This window comes from Solibacillus ferritrahens, from assembly GCF_037027585.1.
Taxonomy (GTDB): domain Bacteria; phylum Bacillota; class Bacilli; order Bacillales_A; family Planococcaceae; genus Solibacillus; species Solibacillus ferritrahens.
In genome coordinates this window covers 1-20,672 of the sequence record NZ_JAXCLE010000006.1, presented here as the reverse complement: position 1 = coordinate 20,672, position 20,672 = coordinate 1, and the positions used below count along the sequence as shown (strand labels likewise).

Here is a 20,672-nt window from a genome sequence, read left to right as displayed (position 1 = left end):
CATCCACCTTTCAGCTTTTCCTTATTGAACGATAAACTCAGCTGCCAAATGATAGATTTCATCCGTCTCTTTGGAATTACGAAAATCCTTTAAAATACGATATTCACCGTTATCTAGAACACCGTAATATCCTTCCCAATCCACTACCCATTCTACTGATTGTAACGGTGCTACATTGTGTCCTAAATCAATAAAACTGTAAGCGTCCTCAAGTATTGGGGCCTTATACCAATTGTCCCCGATTTTCTTTTCAACGAAAAAATATTGTCCATAAAGTAATCTTTCACCTGAACGATTATCAATTATTACGGTTAATCCAGTAGGTGTAACAGTTCCAGGTTTTGTAGTCATCATTACACTATCCAGACTATTAAGAGTCACAAAAGGTGTAGGCTCACTATCCTGTTTTTGCGAGCAAGCTGTTAGTAGACAAATCACTATAGTCAATCCTATAACTATTTTTTTCACATACCTCGCCCACCTTTATATGGAAAGAACTTTTTATTGAATTTGACCATTTATCAGAATATTATTAACAGTAAGGAGGCTGTTCAATGAAAATCTTCGCTACTTTCTCACTGCTATTAGGAATCATATTTACGTTTATAGGCGTATTACCGTTCATTTTTTCCTATCCCTTCAACAATGGTCCTCATTCAGGTCCATCAAATGTTTGGGAATTAATTCTTATGATTTCCTACGACGGCAAGGGATGGTATTTGATAATTGGAGTTGCCCTATTTTTATTTCCAAACTTCTTGGTATTTAAAAGAAAGAACCTAAACTAAAATCACCAAATTCCTCTTTTAGTAGAGGATTTTTTTATGTACTTTTCTAATAAAAAGGCTGAAACTCACCTTATTAGTGAATTTCAGCCTGAATCATTCTATTGAAGTAAACCCTGTGCAAAGCTAAGTTCTACATAGGTTTTATTTTCTTCCAGTAATACTGGTGCTACTTCAAAATAATGCAGCGCACGATTGTGGCCATATGCTTTTTCACCGCGCGTTACTGTGTAGGATAATGCGCCTTTTGAAAGAATTGCCCCTTTTCCTGTAGAAGTAACTTTAAAGCCAAGTTCTTCTGCCACAAGACGTAAAGGTACCATGATTTTTCCATCGACTTCCTTATAATCCCCACCAATAATAGCCTGGATTTCCGGTGCGATTTCAGGTGTTTCTACTTCCTCAGCATCATCAAGCTTTGGAAATACGACAATTTTTTCAGGTGAAGTTTGTGCAGGAATACTTCTCGTTGTCGGTCCGTAAAAGACAGCGGCACTATATTTTTTTAAATCTTTCGCATCTACTTTTTCACCTTTTGTATTTACGATGACAGATTTTTCGTTTAAGTTCAGCTTTAAATCGCCATCATCACTTAACCCATTGTCATCAAATTGCGCAACCTTTACTGAGCCAGCTGCATCTTCTTTTTCCACAATTACCACTGCCGGTGAGTATTGAGGAGGATAAATTAAAATCATTGGCTGGTCGGCATAGATATAAATTGAAGTTGTATCCCCGACCTTTAACTCCGCCTCATTACCTTGTTGATCAAAAACGAGTGTTTTGTCAGTAACATGGAAGTGGAACATATTTCCATCTACTTCAACTGTATAAAGCTTTGATGTTTCCAGTTGTTTAACTTCCGTAATTTCTCCTGAAAACTTCGCAAATGCCGCTTCCTTCACGACCTGCTCAGCCCCTTCTTTGTTCAGTGGCTGCGCTGCTCCGGCAGTCATCGTTCCTAATAAAAATGCAGATAATGCTAACGGTACTATTTTTTTCATACTATTCCACCCTTTCGGTAAGTTCATTACATTAGTCGATTCATTTCCATAAAGGTTACAAAGAAATTTTATTTTTTTGAAATTGCAGTGCGGTGAGGGCTAAATAATCGTATATTGTTAATTTACCCTGTTCAAAATTATCCAACCATATCCTTTGATAAACACCTGTCTGAATACCATGTTCCAGCTGTTGGCGAACCACTTGTTTATCTTTAAATAAAGCTTCCACCGCTTGCTGCAATGCAGGACTGGAAATTATCGTCATTTGCTTTTGTACCGGTGCAGTTACTGACACGAAGCTTTTTAAAGTTTCGGCAATGGCTTCAATAATCTGTTCTTTATTTGCTTGGTATAATCGTACATCCTCCTCGGAGCTGACAAAGCATATTTCAATAAGGATCGCTTTTTTTACTGTTCCTTTTAAAAAGGCTAGATCTGTACGTAACTTGGCTCCCCTATTTTTAAACTTCCCAGCTTTGGCAATTTGTCCACTTAATTTTTGTGCAAACGGCAAAATTGCCTGGTTTATATACAATACTTCCGTGCCGATTCCTGCTTTTTGTTTATTTTTAGTTGCATTAAAATGAATACTCACATCCAAATGCCGTTGTGTGGCGTTATGCTTTCGGATTAAATACGTTAAATTTTGCTGTTGGTTTTTCGATTGGTTATCAAGGATTGTATGGACCAAAATGCCTTTTTCATTCAATTTCCTCTCGAGCTGCTTTACAACTTCGAACGTTTCCTCCCCTTCATCAAGAAAACCCACTGCCCCCGTACCTTTTCCATAATGACCTGCACTAATTGTTAACATGATATTTCACCTCTTTTTTCATATATATGTCCTAATAATTTGAGAAAAGGGACAGCGATTTCATTAATTATATTAAAATAGTTATATACATATGATGTTGTTACACGGCTATGTTAAAACGATCATAGAGTTTTGTATAAAAGTTCGTTACAATGAAGTAATTATATATACTGTGAGGGTTAGGCATGAAAAACAAAAGAATGATTGGGTTTTTATTAGTTGTAAGTGGCTGTTTTTTCTGGGGTATTGGCGGAACGATGTCACAACTACTGTTTTCTCAAGGAATTGAAGTGAGCTGGCTTGTATCAACACGACTAGTTATTGCAGGTATATTACTTTTAATTACCCAGGCAATATTTAAAGATCGCCGTCAAATACTTGATATTTGGCGTCAAAAATACACAGCATTCCGATTAATTATATTTGCAATTGTTGGTATGCTCGCTGTGCAATACACTTATATGGCATCGATTAAAGAAGGAAATGCAGCGGTCGCCACATTACTGCAGTATTTGGCACCTGTCATGATTATTGTATGGGTTACACTGCGCGGTCATTCAGTATTCACAAGAAAAGATGCGGTAACCATTGTGCTGGCCCTGAGCGGGAGCTTCCTTTTACTAACAAACGGCTCGCTATCAGCATTTGCCGTACCTCTTCCAGCTATTATCTGGGGATTGCTGTCAGGTTTGTCGCTTGCTTTTTATACACTTTATGCTATCCCTCTGCTGCAGCGGTTTGATTCACTTGTTGTGGTTGGTTGGGGTATGCTGCTTGCCGGAGTTACGATGAGTTTTGTGCAGCCACCTTGGGATGTTGATATTTCGAATTGGACTGGATCGACAGTCTTTTATTTAATTATCGTCATTATTTTCGGCACAATGCTCGCATTCTGGTTTTATATCGAAAGCCTGCAAACCCTTACTGCTAAAGAAACAAGCTTGCTTGGCAATATTGAACCATTGACTGCCGTGCTGGCAACTGTATTATGGCTAAAGGAACCGTTTGGCAGCTTCCAATGGTTTGGTACTTCGCTCATTTTGGCTATGATGATTTATATTGCGTTAAGAGCGGATCAGACACGGGATACCATCTCGGAATGAAGTCGCTAGAGAAATTTTATTAGAACAATATGATCCGATATTAGAAACTTTGGACTGGATATTAGAAGATTTACGGGTGATATTTGAAGATTTCAGCAGTTTATTAGCACATGCGACCTATATATTAGAAAACCGCGAATTTATTAGAACTTTTAAACATATATTAGAAGGTTGAACTAAGTTATTAGCATTTTTTCTTTACCGAGATTATATTAGAACTTTTATCAGTATATTAGAAACTTTAACCACGATATTAGAAAATTTCCGGGTGATATTTGATCATTTCGATACCTTATTAGCACATGAAAACGATATATTAGAAAATCTTAACTTTTCTTTATTCCTTAGAAGATTCAACCCAGATATTAGAAAGAGAAAACCAACTAGACAAAATAAAGCTAGTTGGTTTTTTCTTTTATAAATTTTCAATTGCCTTAAAGACGTCAAAAGCCCCTTCACTTTTGTTCGAACAAACTACTGTCATTTCATTGCTTTCCGGATAATAGGCAGAATGGAAGCTTACCCCCGGATCATAGCCCACTACGTGGTATTTTGTAATGATTGAGTCGTGTATGTCAATCCAAACGCCATAGCCGTAAAATCTGTCATAATCTTCATCTGTGTGGATATATGGTTTAAGCAACTGCTTTGTAACCTGCTCGCTCAATAACTCAAAGTCAAAAAGCGATTTCCAAAAATGGGCCATATCTTTAACTGTTATAAATGCCCCACCGTCTGCCCCGCCTTTAGCAGGCACGGAATAGATATTTGATCTCGATGATCCATCTTCATTGTCAATATAACCTAGTGCAGTATTTTCCGGTAAGGCATCCATTGCAAAATATCCTGATTGTCCCATACCGGCCTTGTTAAAAATTGATTCTACTATATACTCCTCAAAACGCATACTGCTAATTTTCTCAACGACCAGCCCAAGCAGTATATAGCCGGCGTTATTATAATGGAATCGCTCGCCGACACCTAGCTTCATTGGTTCGTGCTGAAATAACGGTAAAAAATCATGCCCGTTACGCATTAAATACATCGGGTAATTCACCCATAATTGTTCAAAATCATCCATCACTTCTTCGTCAAAATAATCCGGTATACCTGCTGTATGTGTGAGTAAATGATGAATCGTAATGTCTGGGTCAAAATGAGGAAATGCAGTATCCAGTACATCCGATAACTTCGATTCAAAAGACAGCTGACCTTTTTCAACAAGCTGACAAATAGCAACGGCTGTAAAGATTTTGCAGCCAGAAGCAATCCCAAAGCGCGTATACTCCTTATTCAATACTGCGTATGATCGATTGGCATAGCCATTACTGAACTGCTGTATTACTTCATCATTTCTTTTTACTAAAACTGTACCCGAAAAATCAATTTCTTCTATAACTGCTTGCACTTTTTCATTAACCTTATTCATTTTCATCTTATTCCCCTTCATATTGAATGATGTAAGATAAAAACTGGTTTACATAGATTTTCTGAATGATATTTTCAGAATAACAAAACTTGGCAAATTAATTTTAACATATTAAACTGAAAATTTAGAAACTATATTTTTATAAATTTTAAATTGGGGAACTTATATGTTTCATCGCCGAAAATTTTATTATAAAAAACGGCAAGTAAAACGAAAAATTAATTCAATGCTAATTGCAGCACAAAAAAGTCGTAATCATCATAAATATTTACATTAATAATTGACTAACTGCTTCACCTTTACTTCAAGGCCAAAACGCCATATTACCTTATTATCTTTCAATTTTCAGTTTCATTCGTTTTTATGTTTTCTATCGATCATTCAATTTCGTTTTTATTTCTTCTAACAATTTATTTTGCTCAACTTGCTTCTCTACAATTTTATCTGTTGATTTTTGTATTGTTGTTGTTATTGACCATAAAAATATCCATAAAGCCACAATAATTGCAAACGTTTCTATAATGAATCACCCCTTTACTGTTTCTTTCAAAAATATCGTAAGTAAGGACGCCAATTTTTCGGGAGCATCCGTATTTACTTCATGACCAGCACCTTTAACTATGCTTATATCTGCATTCGGTAGTTGTGCCGCCAACTGCTCCGCTGCCCTTTTATTCGCTTTATCCTTTTCCCCACATACAACTAACGTATTGCATCCAATCCTCTTCAAACCTTGACTGAAATCCAAGTCTGTCATAGATTCAGTCAATCGAATGAAATCGCTCTTGCTGGAGCCAAGTTTCTGAAAAGACGATTTTGGTATAAACCGAAAAACAATATTTTGTACTTTCAATAATAATTTCGGCATTTTATATTGTGGGGCTATTAAAACAAGAGATTGCACTTTTTCCGGATGATCTATCGTATAATTCAATGCCAAAATTGCTCCAAGCGAAAGGCCAACAAGATTGACGGGTTCTAGTAATTTCTCAATATATTCCGAGAAAGCAGCGTATAGATTTTTATAAGTTAATTCTTGACCCTTCACAAGATCAAACAAATCCGGATGATACATTTGATTTGATTCCCCCATGAATGTAATCGTTTCCTCCCAGCTTGAGGAATTTTGCCCTAAACCATGAACGAAGATGGATGTCATTGAATGGTCCCCCCTTTACCGTTTGTGAGGTATTAATCGTTCCTTCAAACTTTCAGCAATACTTTTCCTTCATAATTCCGGCTTTCAATTAATTGATGTGCTGCTGCAGCATCTTCTAAATTAAAAACTTGTGCGATTGGAAGTGAAAGCTGTTTCGTATTAAAAAGTTCAATTACTTTTTCTGCAACAGGTGCCAGTCGTAATGGATCATGCACTCTTGTAGTGCCTAAGCTAAACCCTTTAATGTTTCTGCAACTGCTGTGGACATCACTTGTTTTCAATTGACCAATTTTCCCACTGCTATTCCCAAATTGTACAAGGGTGCCATATAATGCTAAGCAATCTAAACTCTTGCTTGTTATATCACCTGCAACCGAATCGAATATAATGTTTGCCCCTTGATTATTTGTTACGTTCAAAACTTCCTCTGTAAATGTTTCATATGTACAAACCATGTTAGCCCCAAGTTTTTTTACATAACTTGCTTTGCCGATGTTACCAACCGTTCCAATGATGCGTTCAACACCTGCTATTTTTGCTAACTGTATAAGCATCGAACCTACGCCACCCGCAGCACTATGTATTACAATTGTATCAGTCATTTTTACTTGTCCAATTTCATGTAAAAGCATATACGATAAGATGGATACAGTTGGCATGGCAGCAGCTTGTTCAAATGAAAGCGTGTCAGGAATTTTAAACACTAATTTTTCATTAGCACGAACATATTCTGCATAGGCTCCCCCTATAGGAAAAGCAATGACTCGGTCCCCAATTGAAAATTTTGAATCGGGAGCAGTTTCTACAATGGTCCCGGCAGTATCTAAGCCTAATGTTAAAGGAAACTTCCCCTGACCTTTATTGCCGATTCGCTGTTTTATATCTGCATAATTGACACTTGTATAGGAAACTTTAATTACACATTCTCCATCTCCTATTTTCGGTTGTTTAATCTCCGTGTAAGTAAGAACATTTGCATCCCCAAATTCATTTTGAATAATCGCTTTCATCGATAGACCCCCTTACATAATAACCATATTTTAGCATAATAGGTCGAACCGTATTGGAATTCATTTGGAGCACAGCAAAAAACACCATTTTTCTCTTAAGGAAAAATAGTGTTTGTTTTTTAATTTAATATCATGCGCTACATAAAGATACTGCAATCAATGTGTCTCCGTCTTTACCGCTACTACAAATGCTGCAAGTACAGAGAGGAACACGACAATAAACGGTGCGTAGAAAATTAAAAAATCCATCATAAAATCCACTCCCTATACATGTGTTTCGTCTTCTCCAGAAATATAGCCTTTATGAAAAATAAATAATTTAAATACTAAATACATTGATGGAATGAGTAAAAATAGTCCAGCAATAAAGGCTAATACAAGTGCGATGGCCATCGATTCATTTGTAAAACTATCGTGAATCGTTAAATAAGGATAAAGCAAATAAGGGTAATGAGAAATGCCGTAAGCAAAGAAAGCTGTGGCAAATTGTAAAATCATCACAACTACCGATAGACCATAGCTTTTCTTTCTCCAAATGAGCCAAATCGTTATTATAAATAAAATGCCGGATACGATAAATAGCCATGTAAGATCTAGAATATTTTGATAGTGCCAGCTATTTGTATTACGCATTTCTAAAATAATCCCCATGGCACTGACGATTAAAGGAATAGCCCAAATCAGTGCATATTTACGCATCAAATCACTTGCCTTTAAATCGCCTGCTTTATTGGCATACCAATTTAAAAAGACTGCGGAAATATAGAGAACAGCGGTAAGACTCAATACGACAATTGACCATGCTAGAGTACTTGTGAATAACGCGCTATAGTCAAGTTTCGGACCATTTTCATGCATTGTGACAAAGCCACCCTCTGAAATCGCCAGTACGACTGATAATGACGCCGGGATCAATAAACCTGCTATGCCGTATGCCGTCGCATATCCTTTATGTCCTCTTAACCCACTGTAGGATTCAAACGCATAGTAGCTCCCTCGGATTGCCAGCAAGATTAAAGCAATCGATACCGGAACTAACAAAATTGTGCCGTAATAATATGCCGTCTGCGGAAAGAAGCCAACGATGCCAACAAAGAAAAATACTAAAAACACATTGGTAATTTCCCACACCGGTGATAAATAGCGTTTAATTATTTTTGATAAAATATTATTTTTCCCCGTTAAAAGACTATACGCATTGAAAAACCCTGCCCCAAAATCAATCGAGGCGACAATAACGTAGCCAAACAAGAAAATCCATAAAACAAAAATCCCGACGATTTCTAACGACATTATTGTTCACCGCCTTTACGAAGCGCTAATTCTTTGGAAACGGGATTATTTTTAAACATTCTTCGTAATACGACAACGCTTCCGATCCCTAATATTAAATAAACAACAGCAAATGCGATAAACAGCCATTCGACACCGGTTGCTGTTGTTGCGCCTTGCTCTGTGCGCATAATCCCGTATAAAATCCATGGCTGACGTCCCTGTTCTGCTAACCACCAGCCTGTTTCGATTGCTATAAATGATAAAGGTCCGCCTAATACGATAAGCCACCTGAACCACCGGGAAGCAATCCACTGCCAACCTCTCCATTTTCCGACTACATAGCCCATTGCTAAGAAAATCATTAAACTGCCGATTGCCACCATAATATTAAAATAATAATGGGTAATAAGCGGTGGCCTTTCATCTTCAGGGAAATCATTTAACCCTGTTACTTCTGCATTGAAATTATTACTTATTAAGAAACTCAATACTTTCGGCATACGAATTTCATATTTTACTTCATCCCCATCGAGTATCCCGAAAAATATTAAATCTGCCCCGGCTTCTGTTTCAAAATGCCACTCGGCCGCTGCTAGTTTTTCAGGTTGATATTCCGCTAAATACTTGGCAGAAAAGTCCCCTACCACTGCTGTCGCAATCGAGAAAATGAGTCCCAACTTCATCATCAGGTTCAGCGATTTTTTATGATAAATGTGGTCCTCACCTTTCAGCAGTTTATAAGCTGCAATCGCCGCTAGTGTAAATGCTACGGTCATAAAACTCGAGGTTAACACATGTCCGACTTTAGTTGGCATAGCAGGTGTAAACATCGCTAAAATCGGTTGAATATTAACGATCTCTCCGCCAACGAGATCAAAGCCCCTCGGTGCATTCATAAACGCATTGACAATCGTAATGAAAATTGCCGACATGAAAGCCCCGATTGCTACCGGAATGAGAAGCAACATATGATATTTCGGATTTTTAAATCGATCCCACGTATACAAATAAATCCCTAAAAAGATCGCTTCAAAGAAAAAGGCGAACGTCTCCATAAATAACGGCAGTGCGATCGTTTGACCAGCTAATTCCATAAACTGAGGCCATAAAAGTGATAACTGCAAGCCAATAATGGTTCCTGTCACAACCCCTACCGCTACTGTAATCGTAAAGCCCCGCGCTACTCTCCGTGCCAGCAATGTATAATGTTCATCGTTTTTCTTATAGCCCACATACTGAGCAATTAAAATGATGAGCGGCACCCCGACACCGAGCGTCGCAAATATAATGTGAAAAGTTAATGTAAGCTCTGTTAGCGCCCTGCTCCAAAACACCGCCGAGTTGTCCATTGTATTACCTCCAACATCAAGAATCTGTAAATCATGTGCAAGTTCTACTAAATATCCTCACATCAGTATTCACATCCAGTATGTTAATATTCACTGCTCGCAAAGATTCTCTGCTCCACAGAAGTAAAAAATGCGTAGTGGATGGTTGCTTTTAACAAAATTTGACTAGTATAGCTAATGAGGAGTTGATACTATGCCATTTCTGCAGCATTTCATGCGTGCTAACCGATTTAAAATTATTATTTTAATTTTCCTCTCAATATTTCTGGGAGGAAGTATCATTTTGCAAAGCTACAGCATTGTAGAAACGGTCAACCTTGTTTTTATGGAAAAGAAGCCTTTTTCCTATACGTATATTTTCTTTTTACTATTACTATTAGCCATTGTTGTCAGATTGACTTCTCAATATTCTTTAGGGCGTATCGGCGGAATACTGGCGGAAGATGTAAAAGTAGCAGTTCGGAGAAAATTAATGCAACACTGGTCTTCAACGACAATGGAAAAGCACGTCTCTTACCAAACCGGTGAGAAAGTAACACTACTGATAGACACTGTGGACCAATTGGAAAGTTATTATAGAGAATATACACCTCAGCTTATTAAGACTGTCGTAGTCCCTATTATGATTTTGACTGCTGCGTTTGTCATTCACCCGAACAGTGGTTGGATCATGCTCATTACTGCACCATTTGTACCCATTACTTATATCATCATCGGAATGCAAACGAAGAAAAAATCCGAGGAGCAATTGGATGCACTGAATCGATTTTCTGGTAAATTTCTAGACTTGCTTCAAGGGCTGCAAACGATTCGCTTGTTCGGGCAAAGCAAACAGCAGGAGCAGATTTTAGCCAAGAGCAATGAAGCATTTATGAGCCGGACACTTGGCGTATTAAAAATTGCATTCGCCTCAACACTTTTTATTGAGCTCATTACAACACTTGGCATTGGTTTAATCGCACTGGAAATCGGCTTTCAAATGATTGTTTTTAAAACATTAACCTTCGCGCCGGCATTTTTTATTTTGACATTGGCTCCTGAATACTATAATTCGTTGAAAGAATTAGGCGCGGCATTTCATACAGGCAGAGGAAGTTTAGGTGCTGCCGCATTACTGGAAGAACAGCTGAAGGAAGATGAAAAACCTGTACAGTGGGGAAATCAAAAATTAGCAAACGGACCGGTGCTATCTGTTAGAAGTGCGATATTTCGCTATAACAGCGGCTTTACTATCGGCCCCCTGTCATTCACAATCCAGCCTGGACAAACCGCCGCATTTATCGGGAAAACAGGTCATGGAAAAACGACGATATTAAATCTTTTATCAAGTTTAACCGAACTGGATTCAGGGGCCATCTATTTAAACGGTGAACCGCGCAAATCGTACCGTGCAAATGACTGGTATGCACAAACAAGCTATATTTCACAGCATCCGTACATTTTTGCAGGAACACTTCGCGACAATATATGTATGGGCATTCAAGTTTCAGATACGCAAATTTATACCGCATTAAAACAAGCACAATTAACAGAATGGGTTGCCTCGTTACCTAACGGACTTGCTGCCGTGATCGGTGAAGGTGGCATCGGTCTATCCGGTGGCGAGAAACAGCGCGTGGCGATTGCACGAGCTTTCCTAAAAGAACCTTCTATTGTCTTTTTTGATGAGCCAACAGCTGGATTAGATGTCGCAACAGAACATTTGCTCAGTACATCCATTGAAAAGCTAAGTGAACAGGCAACCGTTATTATTGCTGCTCATAAGTATAAAAGCATCCGTTTTGCAGATGTCATTTTTATCGTTGAAGACGGGCAAATCGTCAAAGCCGGCACACCCGATACACTGAAAGATCACCCGTATTATAAGGAAATGGTCGAAAGGAGGGTTACGTAATGCAGGAACTGGTCGCAATGATTTGGCAGGATAAAAAAGATGTGCTTCTTGCTTTACTAGCTGGCACAATAAGCGGATTAACAGCGGTGGCTTTATTTGCACAAAGCGGTCTGCTCATTTCAAAAGCTGCCCTCATGCCGCCTTTTTACATCATATTAATTTTAACTGCCTTTCTTAAATTATTCGGTGTAACAAAGTCCGCGAGTAAATATGCCGAACGCTATATTTCACACCGCGTTACCTTTAAGTTTATTAGCATTGTGCGGATGAATTTTTTCAAAAAACTATTGCCTCAAGCACATGTCCTTAACAATTATAAAAGCGGTGATCTGCTAACCCGTATAACAGGCGATGTGGAGCAGTTGCAAAACTTCTTTTTACGCGTACTGTACCCACCATTTATCGCCCTTTTTGTATTTATCGTCGTCATATTATTTTCACTGTTTTTTTCTCCATGGATTTCATTGCTTTTGCTCATTGGCATTGTTCTGACAAGCATTGTCGTTCCATATATATTATTTCGCCGCCGTCCATATTCTACAAGTACATTAGAAAAAAAGGAACTCACGATTTTGGCTACAGAATACTTTTACGGCTACAGGGATTTAATACTGCATCATCAAAATGAATCAAAAGCCGAGGAGTTATCAGCCTTATACAAAGCATACGGGAATTCCCGCAGAAAAGAGCTTGATCAGGAGCAGACTTCTTATTTATGGAATCAGCTCATCGCTTTGTTTACAAGTTTTTCGGTAGTATTTGTCGGAGCTTATTTAACTGCAGTCGGACAGCTGGATGGCCTGTATCTTGCGTTAATTGTGCTAATCTCGCTTACGGTTTTTGAATCGGCTGTCCCGCTCGCCCTCGTTCCTATTTTTGCAAGACACACGAAAAATGCCGTTGACCGGCTTGAGGAAATTACATCTAAAAATGAATCAGATGGAACACTCCATTTAAAGGGTATTATCCAAAATATTCAATTGCACGACGTCTCCTATTGGTATCCTTCTGCTGCCCGCCATGCTCTTGAACAGCTCTCGTTAAACATTCAGGCTGGTGAGAAAATAGCCATTATTGGTCCAAGTGGCTGCGGCAAAACTACGCTGCTGCAACTTTTAATGAAGGAAATAAAAAGAACGTCCGGTGAAATTTACGTCAATACTACTGATATTAATGCCATCAGTTCACAGTCGATGTATGCGCATATGAGTACGATGCTGCAGCACAACCATTTCTTTTCGGGAACAATCAAAAGCAATCTGCTAATGGCAAACGATGAAGCATCAGACGAAGCGATACAGAAAGTACTCCAAAAAGCTCAGTTAAACAAAAACCTGGAAGATCCTGTTTTTGAAAAAGGTGGGAATTTGTCAGGCGGAGAAAAACAGCGGTTAGCTTTTGCCCGACTTTTATTAAAAGACAGTGACTTATGGATTGTGGATGAACCATTTACGAGCCTGGATGTTCAAACAGAAAAAATATTGTTCAACACCTTACACGAGGAAGCCGCTAACAAAACCGTTGTTATGGTCACCCATTCCCTAGCAGATTTGGACCGGTTTGATCGCATCTGCGTTATGCTCCGGGGACAAATTGTCGAATGTGGTTCACATCAGCAGTTGTTAGCTAAAAAAGGACTTTATTGTGAGATGCTTAATCAGTAATGAAAAGGGCGTTGATTCTAATTACTGAATCACGCCCTCTGTTAATAATTAATAATTCTTTCTTCAACCTTTATCTTAAGTAGTAGTACCTCATCATCCTGTTGAATGATTTGATTAATGGAATCCTCATCTTGGAAATCGAACGTACGTATTGAGCCGCCTTCCGTTTCTCTATAGATTCCTAAAATTTTTGTTTGACCTAATTCCAATTCTACTTTGTCATTACCAATGGCATATTCCGATCCTCTAAAAACACCCGACTTAGCTTCTTTTTCAATTTTTTCTGGATGGGTTCTAACACTAGGTCCATAAAGGAAAACAAGTGTGTCTTCTTCTGAGCTCGTATTAATCATACCAAAACCCAAATGCCCTTCTTGAACTTTATTAGGACTGTTCCCGTAGGACAATTGCGTTAATGGTTCTGACTCTAACTCACCGTCAATATATCGCTCCCCCCATAGATTCACCCAGCTTTTATCAGCATTCGGTAATTTAATATTAAAATCAAACAGGACGCCTAAATTTAAATCATCGAATGTATTCACATATTCTGATTCCGAATTAACCTCGATTGTTATTTTCTCCTCACCTGAAATAGTAGCGCATCCAGAGCTTACTATTAAAATTAAAAGTAAGGTAGAAAACAAAATGGCATATTTATTTCTCAAAAATTCTCACCCCAGTCTTATGCCTGCATAGTCATTTTCCAAAATTGACACAATATCATTACAAATTTCAGTTTTCGTATACAAGTGATCACTCCGTTATGATATGTATTTTGTTATTTGAGTAAAGAAATTTAAAATAGCGGTAATAATTTCCCTAATTTCAAAAATAATCAGAAAATCCTTAAAAATAACGGAAGAATTTTCCCTTATCATGTCTAAAATCATAAAAAAACGTGCTTTTTAATGAAATAACGGTAATTTCTCCCCTTATTTCCGCTCAAATCCCGCCAGTTTTGCATTTAAGGGTAAAAACTTCCCTTATTTATTTCACATAAAAGATTGGCGTTAGAATCTCGGTTCATAATTTTTCAATTCATCCTGAGATAAATTCTTGTACTGAGAATCAATAATCTGATACTCGTACTGTGATACGCGGCCATGTGCAAAATAAAGATATTCAACGTACGGTTCATTTTTAAAGACCACAGCTACATAAAATTCAGGCATTTTGAATCCATAAACCCCTTCAACTTTGGCTATTTCACTTTCATCGTATCCCATTTCCGTAATCAAATAATCCGATACCCTATTTTTATAAATACTTTTATTCACTTCAATATAAAGAAACCGTGCTAGTATTAATCCTAAAACTAAAATAGCGATAAATATAACTACTTTAGAACGTTTGGTCATATTCCCCTCCCTGTTTATACTCCCTTTAATTGAAAAATGCTAAATAGATAACAACAGCAATTACTATTATAAGAAAGAGTATTCCTGTCCCTTTCCAACCCAAATCCCCAATCAAATCCTGAAGACCTCCACCATGCATACTAGCAGCTGGATTTCGCTTTAATTCTTCCTGTCTCAATCGCTCTCTTCGTGCTTCGGGAGTTTCATTATTTTTATCCACTCAGTACACCTCCATCAAAAATCTACTTTTTATTAATGATCTTTACCACAAGCTACACAACGCAGATCGGTGTCATTTTCTCCATACATTCGAAGTTCCTTTTCGATATTACACACCTGACATTTTTCAAATCGAATTTGAGGAAGTGTACCCGCTTCAGCTAATGGAACCCACTGTTCTTCATATAATGTTTTAGTCATGCCGTAGTCAATTAAAACTAGATGACCTTCCTCATTCAATCCGTAATTTCCGCTATCTTTAAAATCAAAGCCATCCAGTTCTTTATCAATTACATCGAGGGCAGCTTTTAAATCTTCTGTCATTCTTGGATCCATCTCTAAATCAAGATCGTATGAGCAGTAATTGTTTAAAGGGAGTTGCTCATAAAAAGGCTGAACGACATATTTTTCGTTCATAAAAAGAATGGGAGCGATATGCTTTTCTAATCGCTGCATTTCTAATGATTGATACATTTCATATTCATTTTTACTTTGAGCGTATCCAATAGGATGTAAAAATGTTTTAATGACAAGGTTTTCATTATGATAAACTTTTCTTGTTGAGCCGATACCAATCATTTTCGCATTTTTTATAATATCATCAATACTTTCTACCACCTTGGAAATATCCATTTCATCATCACCAAATCATTATGTATTTTCTACGTTCCTTGATACCAACTTTCATCAAATTCGAGGTTTAATGCCTTTCCTAAACATATGCCGAATTTAATAAATCCATTTCCTCTTGCTGTAATCATATTGCCATCTTGTACGACTAAATCAGGACAGTAATTTTCCTTCTCAAAAACGCCTAATTTTTCAATCGCTTCCATCGGTAACCCCACCGTATATTTCTTCCCTGTCAGCAAACCCGCATTTGCCAAAAAATACGGAGAACTTGATATACTGGCAACGATTGTTTCTGTTGAAAAGACCTGCTTTAAAAACTCAACTAAGTCCTCTTCATCTAGAAGCGGTTCAATATCCAAACAACCCGGTAACACGATACTATCAATCTCTTCAATGTTAATTTCACTAATCGTGGTGTCAGCTACACAAGTTAATCCAGACTCTCCCCTAATAGGTTGGTTATCCAGCCCCACGGTAACAATGGGCTTGTTTCCTTGCATTAAAATAGATAACGTTACACTTAACTCATATTCGCTAAATTGTGGATACAATATGATGGCTGTTTTTTTCACTATGGTTGTCTCCTTTTCCCCAAGGATCGTTTAAAATTTTTCTCTAACTTTCACGCTAAATTAATGATTATTTTCTAATAAGTATTTCATCATTAAAGCATTCACATTTTTGCATTGTTCAAATGACATAGAAGTCCCTCAAATTCAAAATAATTTTCTAACAAAGCTGTTTAAAATAAACCCTCTATATCCAACAAATTGTAGTTATTTTCAATTCGAATCCTAAAATGGTTCATGATTCGAATCTGTTCTTCCGTTAACTTTTCTTTGTTCCAGTACATATGCATTAAGCTATACTCAAACACTTCTTTTAGTTTTATAAATAAAGGAATTTTTTCTAGCATTTCGTTAGGGATATCGTTTTCCTCTTTATAGCCCTCAATGATTGCTTTTGTTATACTTCTTCCATATTCCAGGATGTTGCCGCCACCGACAAAAGTATACTCAATCGCACTATAAATAGGAACAGCTAAATCAAAAGCATAAAAATGCTTCTCACAATCCTGAAAATCAACCATCGTCAGTTTTAAATCACGATCTACTACTACATTCTCCAACCATAAATCACCGTGTAACAACCCATAATTGGCCTTGTCTTTCGGAAGGTTTTTAATCGTTGTTAAAACCTCCTGCGCAACCTTTCTAATCGCAGTTTCTTCCTCAGGAATATATTTAAGAAAAGCATATTCTTCATTTTGATGCCAATCGTTGATATAGCGTGTCGGATAAGCCTCTTCAAACTTTCTGGAGAGACGATGTAATTTGCCGATTTGCCTACCTAACGCTTTTAATACATCGGCATTCCATTCTTTTCTTGATAAGTGCTTACCAGGAGCCGCCCCATAAAGAACTGTTAATACTTCCTTATTATTAATGTAGATCTTTTCTACCTCTTGACCATTTATAGAAAGGATTGTTGGTGATACACCTAGTCCGGCTTTATGTAGGTAGTTTGTATAGGCAACCTCTTCTACTTGTTCATCATACCCTTTGTAGTTTGTAATCCTTGCAAAATATTCGCCTTGTGCTCCGGTACACCGATACATTTCATTTGTAACGGCTTCCACTTTAATCAAATCTACTGGATAAATTTCGTTAAGCAATTCTAGTATTTTTTGTTCCATAAGAGCTATCCCCCGTTGTAATTTTTATTCTATTCCAATTATTAGGACTAATATGTAAATAATAACATATGTAATTTATGATTATAGGTTTTGTTCAATAAAATGCTTCATTCTCCCCGATTCATCAGAAAAAGGAAAAACGCCTCAAACCCCTGATTTACAGGGATTTGAAGCGCCTAACCTATTCTATTTTTCTATTCTTCATCAGCTTGTTCGGCTACTTTATTGATTCTTTCTAACATCGGCGGATGGGAGTAGCGGAACCATTTAACCAGTGTGGACGGGTTTACTTCGCCAAGCCCAGCTTTCGTCAACTGTTGAAACGTCGAAATCGCTGCTTCGGGATTTTCCACGAGTTCCATTGCATATTCATCGGCCCGAACCTCCTGATAACGTGAAACCGCATTTGACAATGGGTTTGAGAAGAATAACAGAAAAGATGAAATCAATAAAAACAATGGCAGCGAACTAATATTACTTAATTTCTTAACTTTTAAAATCGATCCATAACGATTAATCATACTAGGCATTATTTTTGCAATTAACCAAAGCCCAATAAGCGTCATGACCAAATAGACAGCGATGTTAATATAAATATCTTTTAACAAGTAATGCCCCATCTCATGCGCCATTATAAAGAGAATCTCATCATGCGTTAACCGGTCTAATGTCGTATCCCACAGCACAATTCTAGAATTTCCACCGATCCCTGTCACATACGCATTTAAAGCATTCGTCTTTTCCGACATATTCACTTCATACACATGGTCAGAAGGAATGTCCGCCTGCTCTGCGAGTGAAAGTATCTTCGTCTCCAATTCCTTATCCTTTAATGGATAAAAATCATTATAGATGGGGTCAATCACGACGGGTTGGATGAACATAAGGAAAATTGAAAATGGAACTGTTAACGCCCAAGTATATAACCACCATCTCTTCGGACTTTTTTTAATAAGCCAATAGAGAACCGACACCGTAATCACCGACATCCCAAAATCAAGCCAAAAATCAATTACATTATCCCGCATCCAGGAGGAAAAAAGCTGAGTACTAATGCCATAGCTTTTGCTCACCGTATACTGATAAAAGTCCAGTGGGAATCGTAGGATGAACAATACTAACGAGAGCAAAAAAACATACATGCCTGTTCTAAACAGGGACCATTTAAACTGTACAGAACTCCATTTTTCAAACACCCGTGACATTCCAGTAATCAAAATAGCAAAATAAAGCAGCCATTCCAACGGCCCTGCTACAAAGAACAGGAAATTTCTTATCTTTGATAAATCTTCACTTAATAACAACTCCTGCGTTGTAAGAAAAGTACTTGGATCCGCTGCCGATCCTTGAAGAGCATCTGGTATCCCGCTATTTGGACCATGAAAAATATAAAAATACATCGCGGCAACATACAGACTAAATGCAGCAACAGCCATTAAACCCCATTTTTTCGTCACTTCTTCACACCTCAATTCATTCGTTACCCTATCATATTATTGAAGTGGAGAAATCATTTCTAAATAGTTTGTCTATCTCCTTTTCAGTCAGTTCTATACGCTCCGAAATCATCATAAATTGAAAAAAATTCACTCAAACTTATATTTGAGTTTACAAGGAGCCTATAATCATGCAATTTGCTATTCATTATTTAGAAAACAACACACCTGTACTAAGTCAATGTTTAGAACGTATTCCCGAGGTTGATGAAAATCTCAAGATAAAAGGCCGTAAAGGAAAAGTAGTCAATGTTGTTCAACTCGAAGACAATAAATATCAAGTCCATGTAGCCCTGGAAAAGATAGATAAGAAGCAAACATTACTAAAAGATGATAAGAAGAAAAAACGTTAATATGTAGTGAAAAGCACGAATAATTTATTGTAAAATTATAACAACCTCCTATTTACCTCTTTCTTCTGAAATGCTATGATGATATATAAGAACACTGTTATTTAAGTATCTTATCAAGGTCTTGTAGCTCAGTTGGGAGAGCACCACCTCGACAAGGTGGGGGTCGCAAGTTCGAGACTTGTCGAGACCATCATTTCAAATGCCCGTAAACTTTGTTATATCAACGTTTACGGACTTTTTCTTTTTGGGAGACTTACTACCTTACGCTTGAATTTTAGGATTTTCCCGCAATTTGTCCGCAAGATTTTTTCCAATTATTTAGTGTTACATTGGATAGCCTTGTGAAAAATGTCTGCAATGTCATTATCTGCATTCGGTAATAGGTGTGCATAGAATTCCAATGTGATTTTAGGGTTGGCGTGACCTGGATAGGCTACACTATGTTGGACAGATTAAATAAGGGCTTGTAAACTTAGACTACTAACTTAAGGGAGCGTGCTTTATATGACACGTCAACGAAAAACGTATACACCCGAATTTAAACTGCAAATGGTGAAGCTTTATGAAAATGGGAAACCTCGTGCAGAGATTGCCAAAGAATATGGACTAACGCCTTCTGCGCTAGATCGCTGGATTAAGAACCATCAGGAAACGGGCTCATTCGCTGCAAAGGATAACCGTTCTGAGGAAGAAAATGAGTTGGCTAAGTTACGCAAAGAAAACCAACGTTTACTGATGGAGAACGACATTTTAAAGCAAGCGGCGCTGATCATGGGACGAAAATAAATGTGATTCGAAACAACGCTCACAAATATTCGGTATCAGCAATGTGTGCCGTCCTCGACATTCCAACCAGCACGTATTACTACCATGCGGATCTTTCTGGTAAGCGTGCAAAAAAGACAGCAGATGCGGCACTTTCAAAGGAAATTGACCGCATCTTTAAAGCCAGCCGCAATAATTATGGCACACGCAAAATCAAGAAAGAACTCACGAAATTACCAGAGCCAAAGCAAATATCACGCCGTCGAATCGGTCGTTTGATGAATGAAATGGGTCTTGTTTCAAACTATACTGTAGCCCAATTTAAACCACATAAATCGAGCTGTAATGAAGCACCTGTTAAGAACGAATTGAAACGTGAATTCAATCAGGACAAGCAATTAGCGGTTATTGTCAGTGATTTAACATACGTTCGTGTCGGAAAAAAATGGCACTATGTATGCCTGTTTGTCGATCTGTTTAATCGTGAAATCATCGGGTTTAGTGCTGGTGAAAATAAAACAGCCGAGCTTGTGTATCAAGCAATTGCGAGCATTCAGGCCAATCTGAATGACGTCAAAATGTTTCATACTGACCGTGGAAAAGAGTTCGATAACAAACTAATTTCAGAGGCACTTGAAACATTCGGAATCCAGCGATCACTGA

Annotated in this window: 20 protein-coding genes, 1 tRNA gene and 1 pseudogene; 6 read left to right on the top strand and 16 right to left on the bottom strand. The window is 37.6% G+C overall.

Features of this window, described 5'->3' with window-relative positions; genetic code table 11:
• Nucleotides 1-21: 21 nt before the first annotated feature.
• The 3 genes from SNE38_RS07415 to SNE38_RS07405 all read right to left on the bottom strand — a co-directional run bounded on the left by SNE38_RS07415 (nt 22) and on the right by SNE38_RS07405 (nt 2,603).
• Entirely contained in the window at nt 22-468 is a 447-nt protein-coding gene (locus tag SNE38_RS07415; RefSeq protein ID WP_336046214.1) for an immunoglobulin-like domain-containing protein, read from the bottom strand.
• A gap of 418 nt (nt 469-886) precedes the next feature.
• Nucleotides 887-1,789 carry a stalk domain-containing protein gene (locus tag SNE38_RS07410; protein WP_336046213.1) on the bottom strand — a complete coding sequence of 301 codons (903 nt, stop codon included), beginning with the start codon at nt 1,787-1,789 and terminating at the stop codon, nt 887-889.
• A 55-nt stretch (nt 1,790-1,844) separates the two neighbouring features.
• Complete coding sequence (locus SNE38_RS07405) at nt 1,845-2,603, bottom strand: N-acetylmuramoyl-L-alanine amidase (protein ID WP_336046212.1); 759 nt, start codon at nt 2,601-2,603, stop codon at nt 1,845-1,847.
• Nucleotides 2,604-2,788: 185 nt separating this feature from the next.
• Here SNE38_RS07405 and SNE38_RS07400 point away from each other — a divergent pair, with 185 nt between their 5' ends.
• Nucleotides 2,789-3,706 (top strand): EamA family transporter, encoded by a 918-nt coding sequence (locus SNE38_RS07400; protein WP_191703596.1) that lies wholly within the window; start codon nt 2,789-2,791, stop codon nt 3,704-3,706.
• Nucleotides 3,707-4,121: 415 nt separating this feature from the next.
• On the opposite strand, the gene SNE38_RS07395 is transcribed toward SNE38_RS07400, so the two are convergent.
• The 6 genes from SNE38_RS07395 to SNE38_RS07375 form a co-directional block, all read right to left on the bottom strand.
• A complete protein-coding gene (locus SNE38_RS07395) occupies nt 4,122-5,141 on the bottom strand; it encodes a serine hydrolase domain-containing protein (RefSeq protein ID WP_336046211.1) in 1,020 nt (339 codons plus the stop codon).
• A 520-nt stretch (nt 5,142-5,661) separates the two neighbouring features.
• Complete coding sequence (locus SNE38_RS07390) at nt 5,662-6,294, bottom strand: alpha/beta fold hydrolase (protein ID WP_191703598.1); 633 nt, start codon at nt 6,292-6,294, stop codon at nt 5,662-5,664.
• 44 nt (nt 6,295-6,338) lie between these two features.
• Entirely contained in the window at nt 6,339-7,304 is a 966-nt protein-coding gene (locus SNE38_RS07385; RefSeq protein ID WP_191703599.1) for a quinone oxidoreductase family protein, read from the bottom strand.
• 156 nt (nt 7,305-7,460) lie between these two features.
• Complete coding sequence (gene cydS / locus SNE38_RS19280) at nt 7,461-7,556, bottom strand: cytochrome bd oxidase small subunit CydS (RefSeq protein WP_404828892.1); 96 nt, start codon at nt 7,554-7,556, stop codon at nt 7,461-7,463.
• A gap of 12 nt (nt 7,557-7,568) precedes the next feature.
• A complete protein-coding gene (locus SNE38_RS07380) occupies nt 7,569-8,597 on the bottom strand; it encodes a cytochrome d ubiquinol oxidase subunit II (RefSeq protein WP_191703600.1) in 1,029 nt (342 codons plus the stop codon).
• On the bottom strand, nt 8,597-9,928 hold the full coding sequence (locus tag SNE38_RS07375; protein WP_336046210.1) for a cytochrome ubiquinol oxidase subunit I: 1,332 nt from the start codon (nt 9,926-9,928) through the stop codon (nt 8,597-8,599). Before SNE38_RS07375 ends, SNE38_RS07380 begins: the two co-directional genes overlap by 1 nt.
• 193 nt (nt 9,929-10,121) lie before the next feature.
• Between SNE38_RS07375 and cydD the strand changes: the two genes are divergently transcribed.
• On the top strand, nt 10,122-11,822 hold the full coding sequence (gene cydD, locus SNE38_RS07370; RefSeq protein ID WP_336046209.1) for a thiol reductant ABC exporter subunit CydD: 1,701 nt from the start codon (nt 10,122-10,124) through the stop codon (nt 11,820-11,822).
• A complete protein-coding gene (cydC, locus tag SNE38_RS07365; RefSeq protein WP_336046208.1) occupies nt 11,822-13,486 on the top strand; it encodes a thiol reductant ABC exporter subunit CydC in 1,665 nt (554 codons plus the stop codon). Before cydD ends, cydC begins: the two co-directional genes overlap by 1 nt.
• A gap of 41 nt (nt 13,487-13,527) precedes the next feature.
• Here cydC and SNE38_RS07360 read toward each other — a convergent pair whose 3' ends face one another.
• From SNE38_RS07360 to SNE38_RS07330, 7 genes are all read right to left on the bottom strand, one after another.
• Entirely contained in the window at nt 13,528-14,154 is a 627-nt protein-coding gene (locus SNE38_RS07360) for a hypothetical protein (RefSeq protein ID WP_336046207.1), read from the bottom strand.
• 345 nt (nt 14,155-14,499) lie between these two features.
• Nucleotides 14,500-14,847 carry a DUF3139 domain-containing protein gene (locus SNE38_RS07355; protein WP_191703605.1) on the bottom strand — a complete coding sequence of 116 codons (348 nt, stop codon included), beginning with the start codon at nt 14,845-14,847 and terminating at the stop codon, nt 14,500-14,502.
• A gap of 25 nt (nt 14,848-14,872) precedes the next feature.
• Nucleotides 14,873-15,067 carry a DUF6366 family protein gene (locus SNE38_RS07350; protein ID WP_336046206.1) on the bottom strand — a complete coding sequence of 65 codons (195 nt, stop codon included), beginning with the start codon at nt 15,065-15,067 and terminating at the stop codon, nt 14,873-14,875.
• A gap of 32 nt (nt 15,068-15,099) precedes the next feature.
• Nucleotides 15,100-15,699 carry a protein kinase gene (locus SNE38_RS07345; RefSeq protein ID WP_336046205.1) on the bottom strand — a complete coding sequence of 200 codons (600 nt, stop codon included), beginning with the start codon at nt 15,697-15,699 and terminating at the stop codon, nt 15,100-15,102.
• A gap of 29 nt (nt 15,700-15,728) precedes the next feature.
• Nucleotides 15,729-16,271 carry a DJ-1/PfpI family protein gene (locus tag SNE38_RS07340; RefSeq protein ID WP_336046204.1) on the bottom strand — a complete coding sequence of 181 codons (543 nt, stop codon included), beginning with the start codon at nt 16,269-16,271 and terminating at the stop codon, nt 15,729-15,731.
• Nucleotides 16,272-16,441: 170 nt separating this feature from the next.
• Complete coding sequence (locus SNE38_RS07335; protein ID WP_336046203.1) at nt 16,442-17,395, bottom strand: phosphotransferase enzyme family protein; 954 nt, start codon at nt 17,393-17,395, stop codon at nt 16,442-16,444.
• 194 nt (nt 17,396-17,589) lie between these two features.
• Entirely contained in the window at nt 17,590-18,852 is a 1,263-nt protein-coding gene (locus SNE38_RS07330; RefSeq protein ID WP_336046202.1) for a M48 family metallopeptidase, read from the bottom strand.
• A gap of 170 nt (nt 18,853-19,022) precedes the next feature.
• Here SNE38_RS07330 and SNE38_RS07325 point away from each other — a divergent pair, with 170 nt between their 5' ends.
• From SNE38_RS07325 to SNE38_RS07315, 3 genes and pseudogenes are all read left to right on the top strand, one after another.
• Nucleotides 19,023-19,244: a hypothetical protein gene (locus SNE38_RS07325; RefSeq protein ID WP_336046201.1), complete on the top strand. Its 222-nt coding sequence runs from the start codon at nt 19,023-19,025 to the stop codon at nt 19,242-19,244.
• Nucleotides 19,245-19,361: 117 nt separating this feature from the next.
• Nucleotides 19,362-19,434: transfer RNA gene (locus tag SNE38_RS07320), tRNA-Val, on the top strand.
• 314 nt (nt 19,435-19,748) lie between these two features.
• Nucleotides 19,749-20,672, top strand: a pseudogene (locus SNE38_RS07315) (IS3 family transposase); the annotation flags it as partial.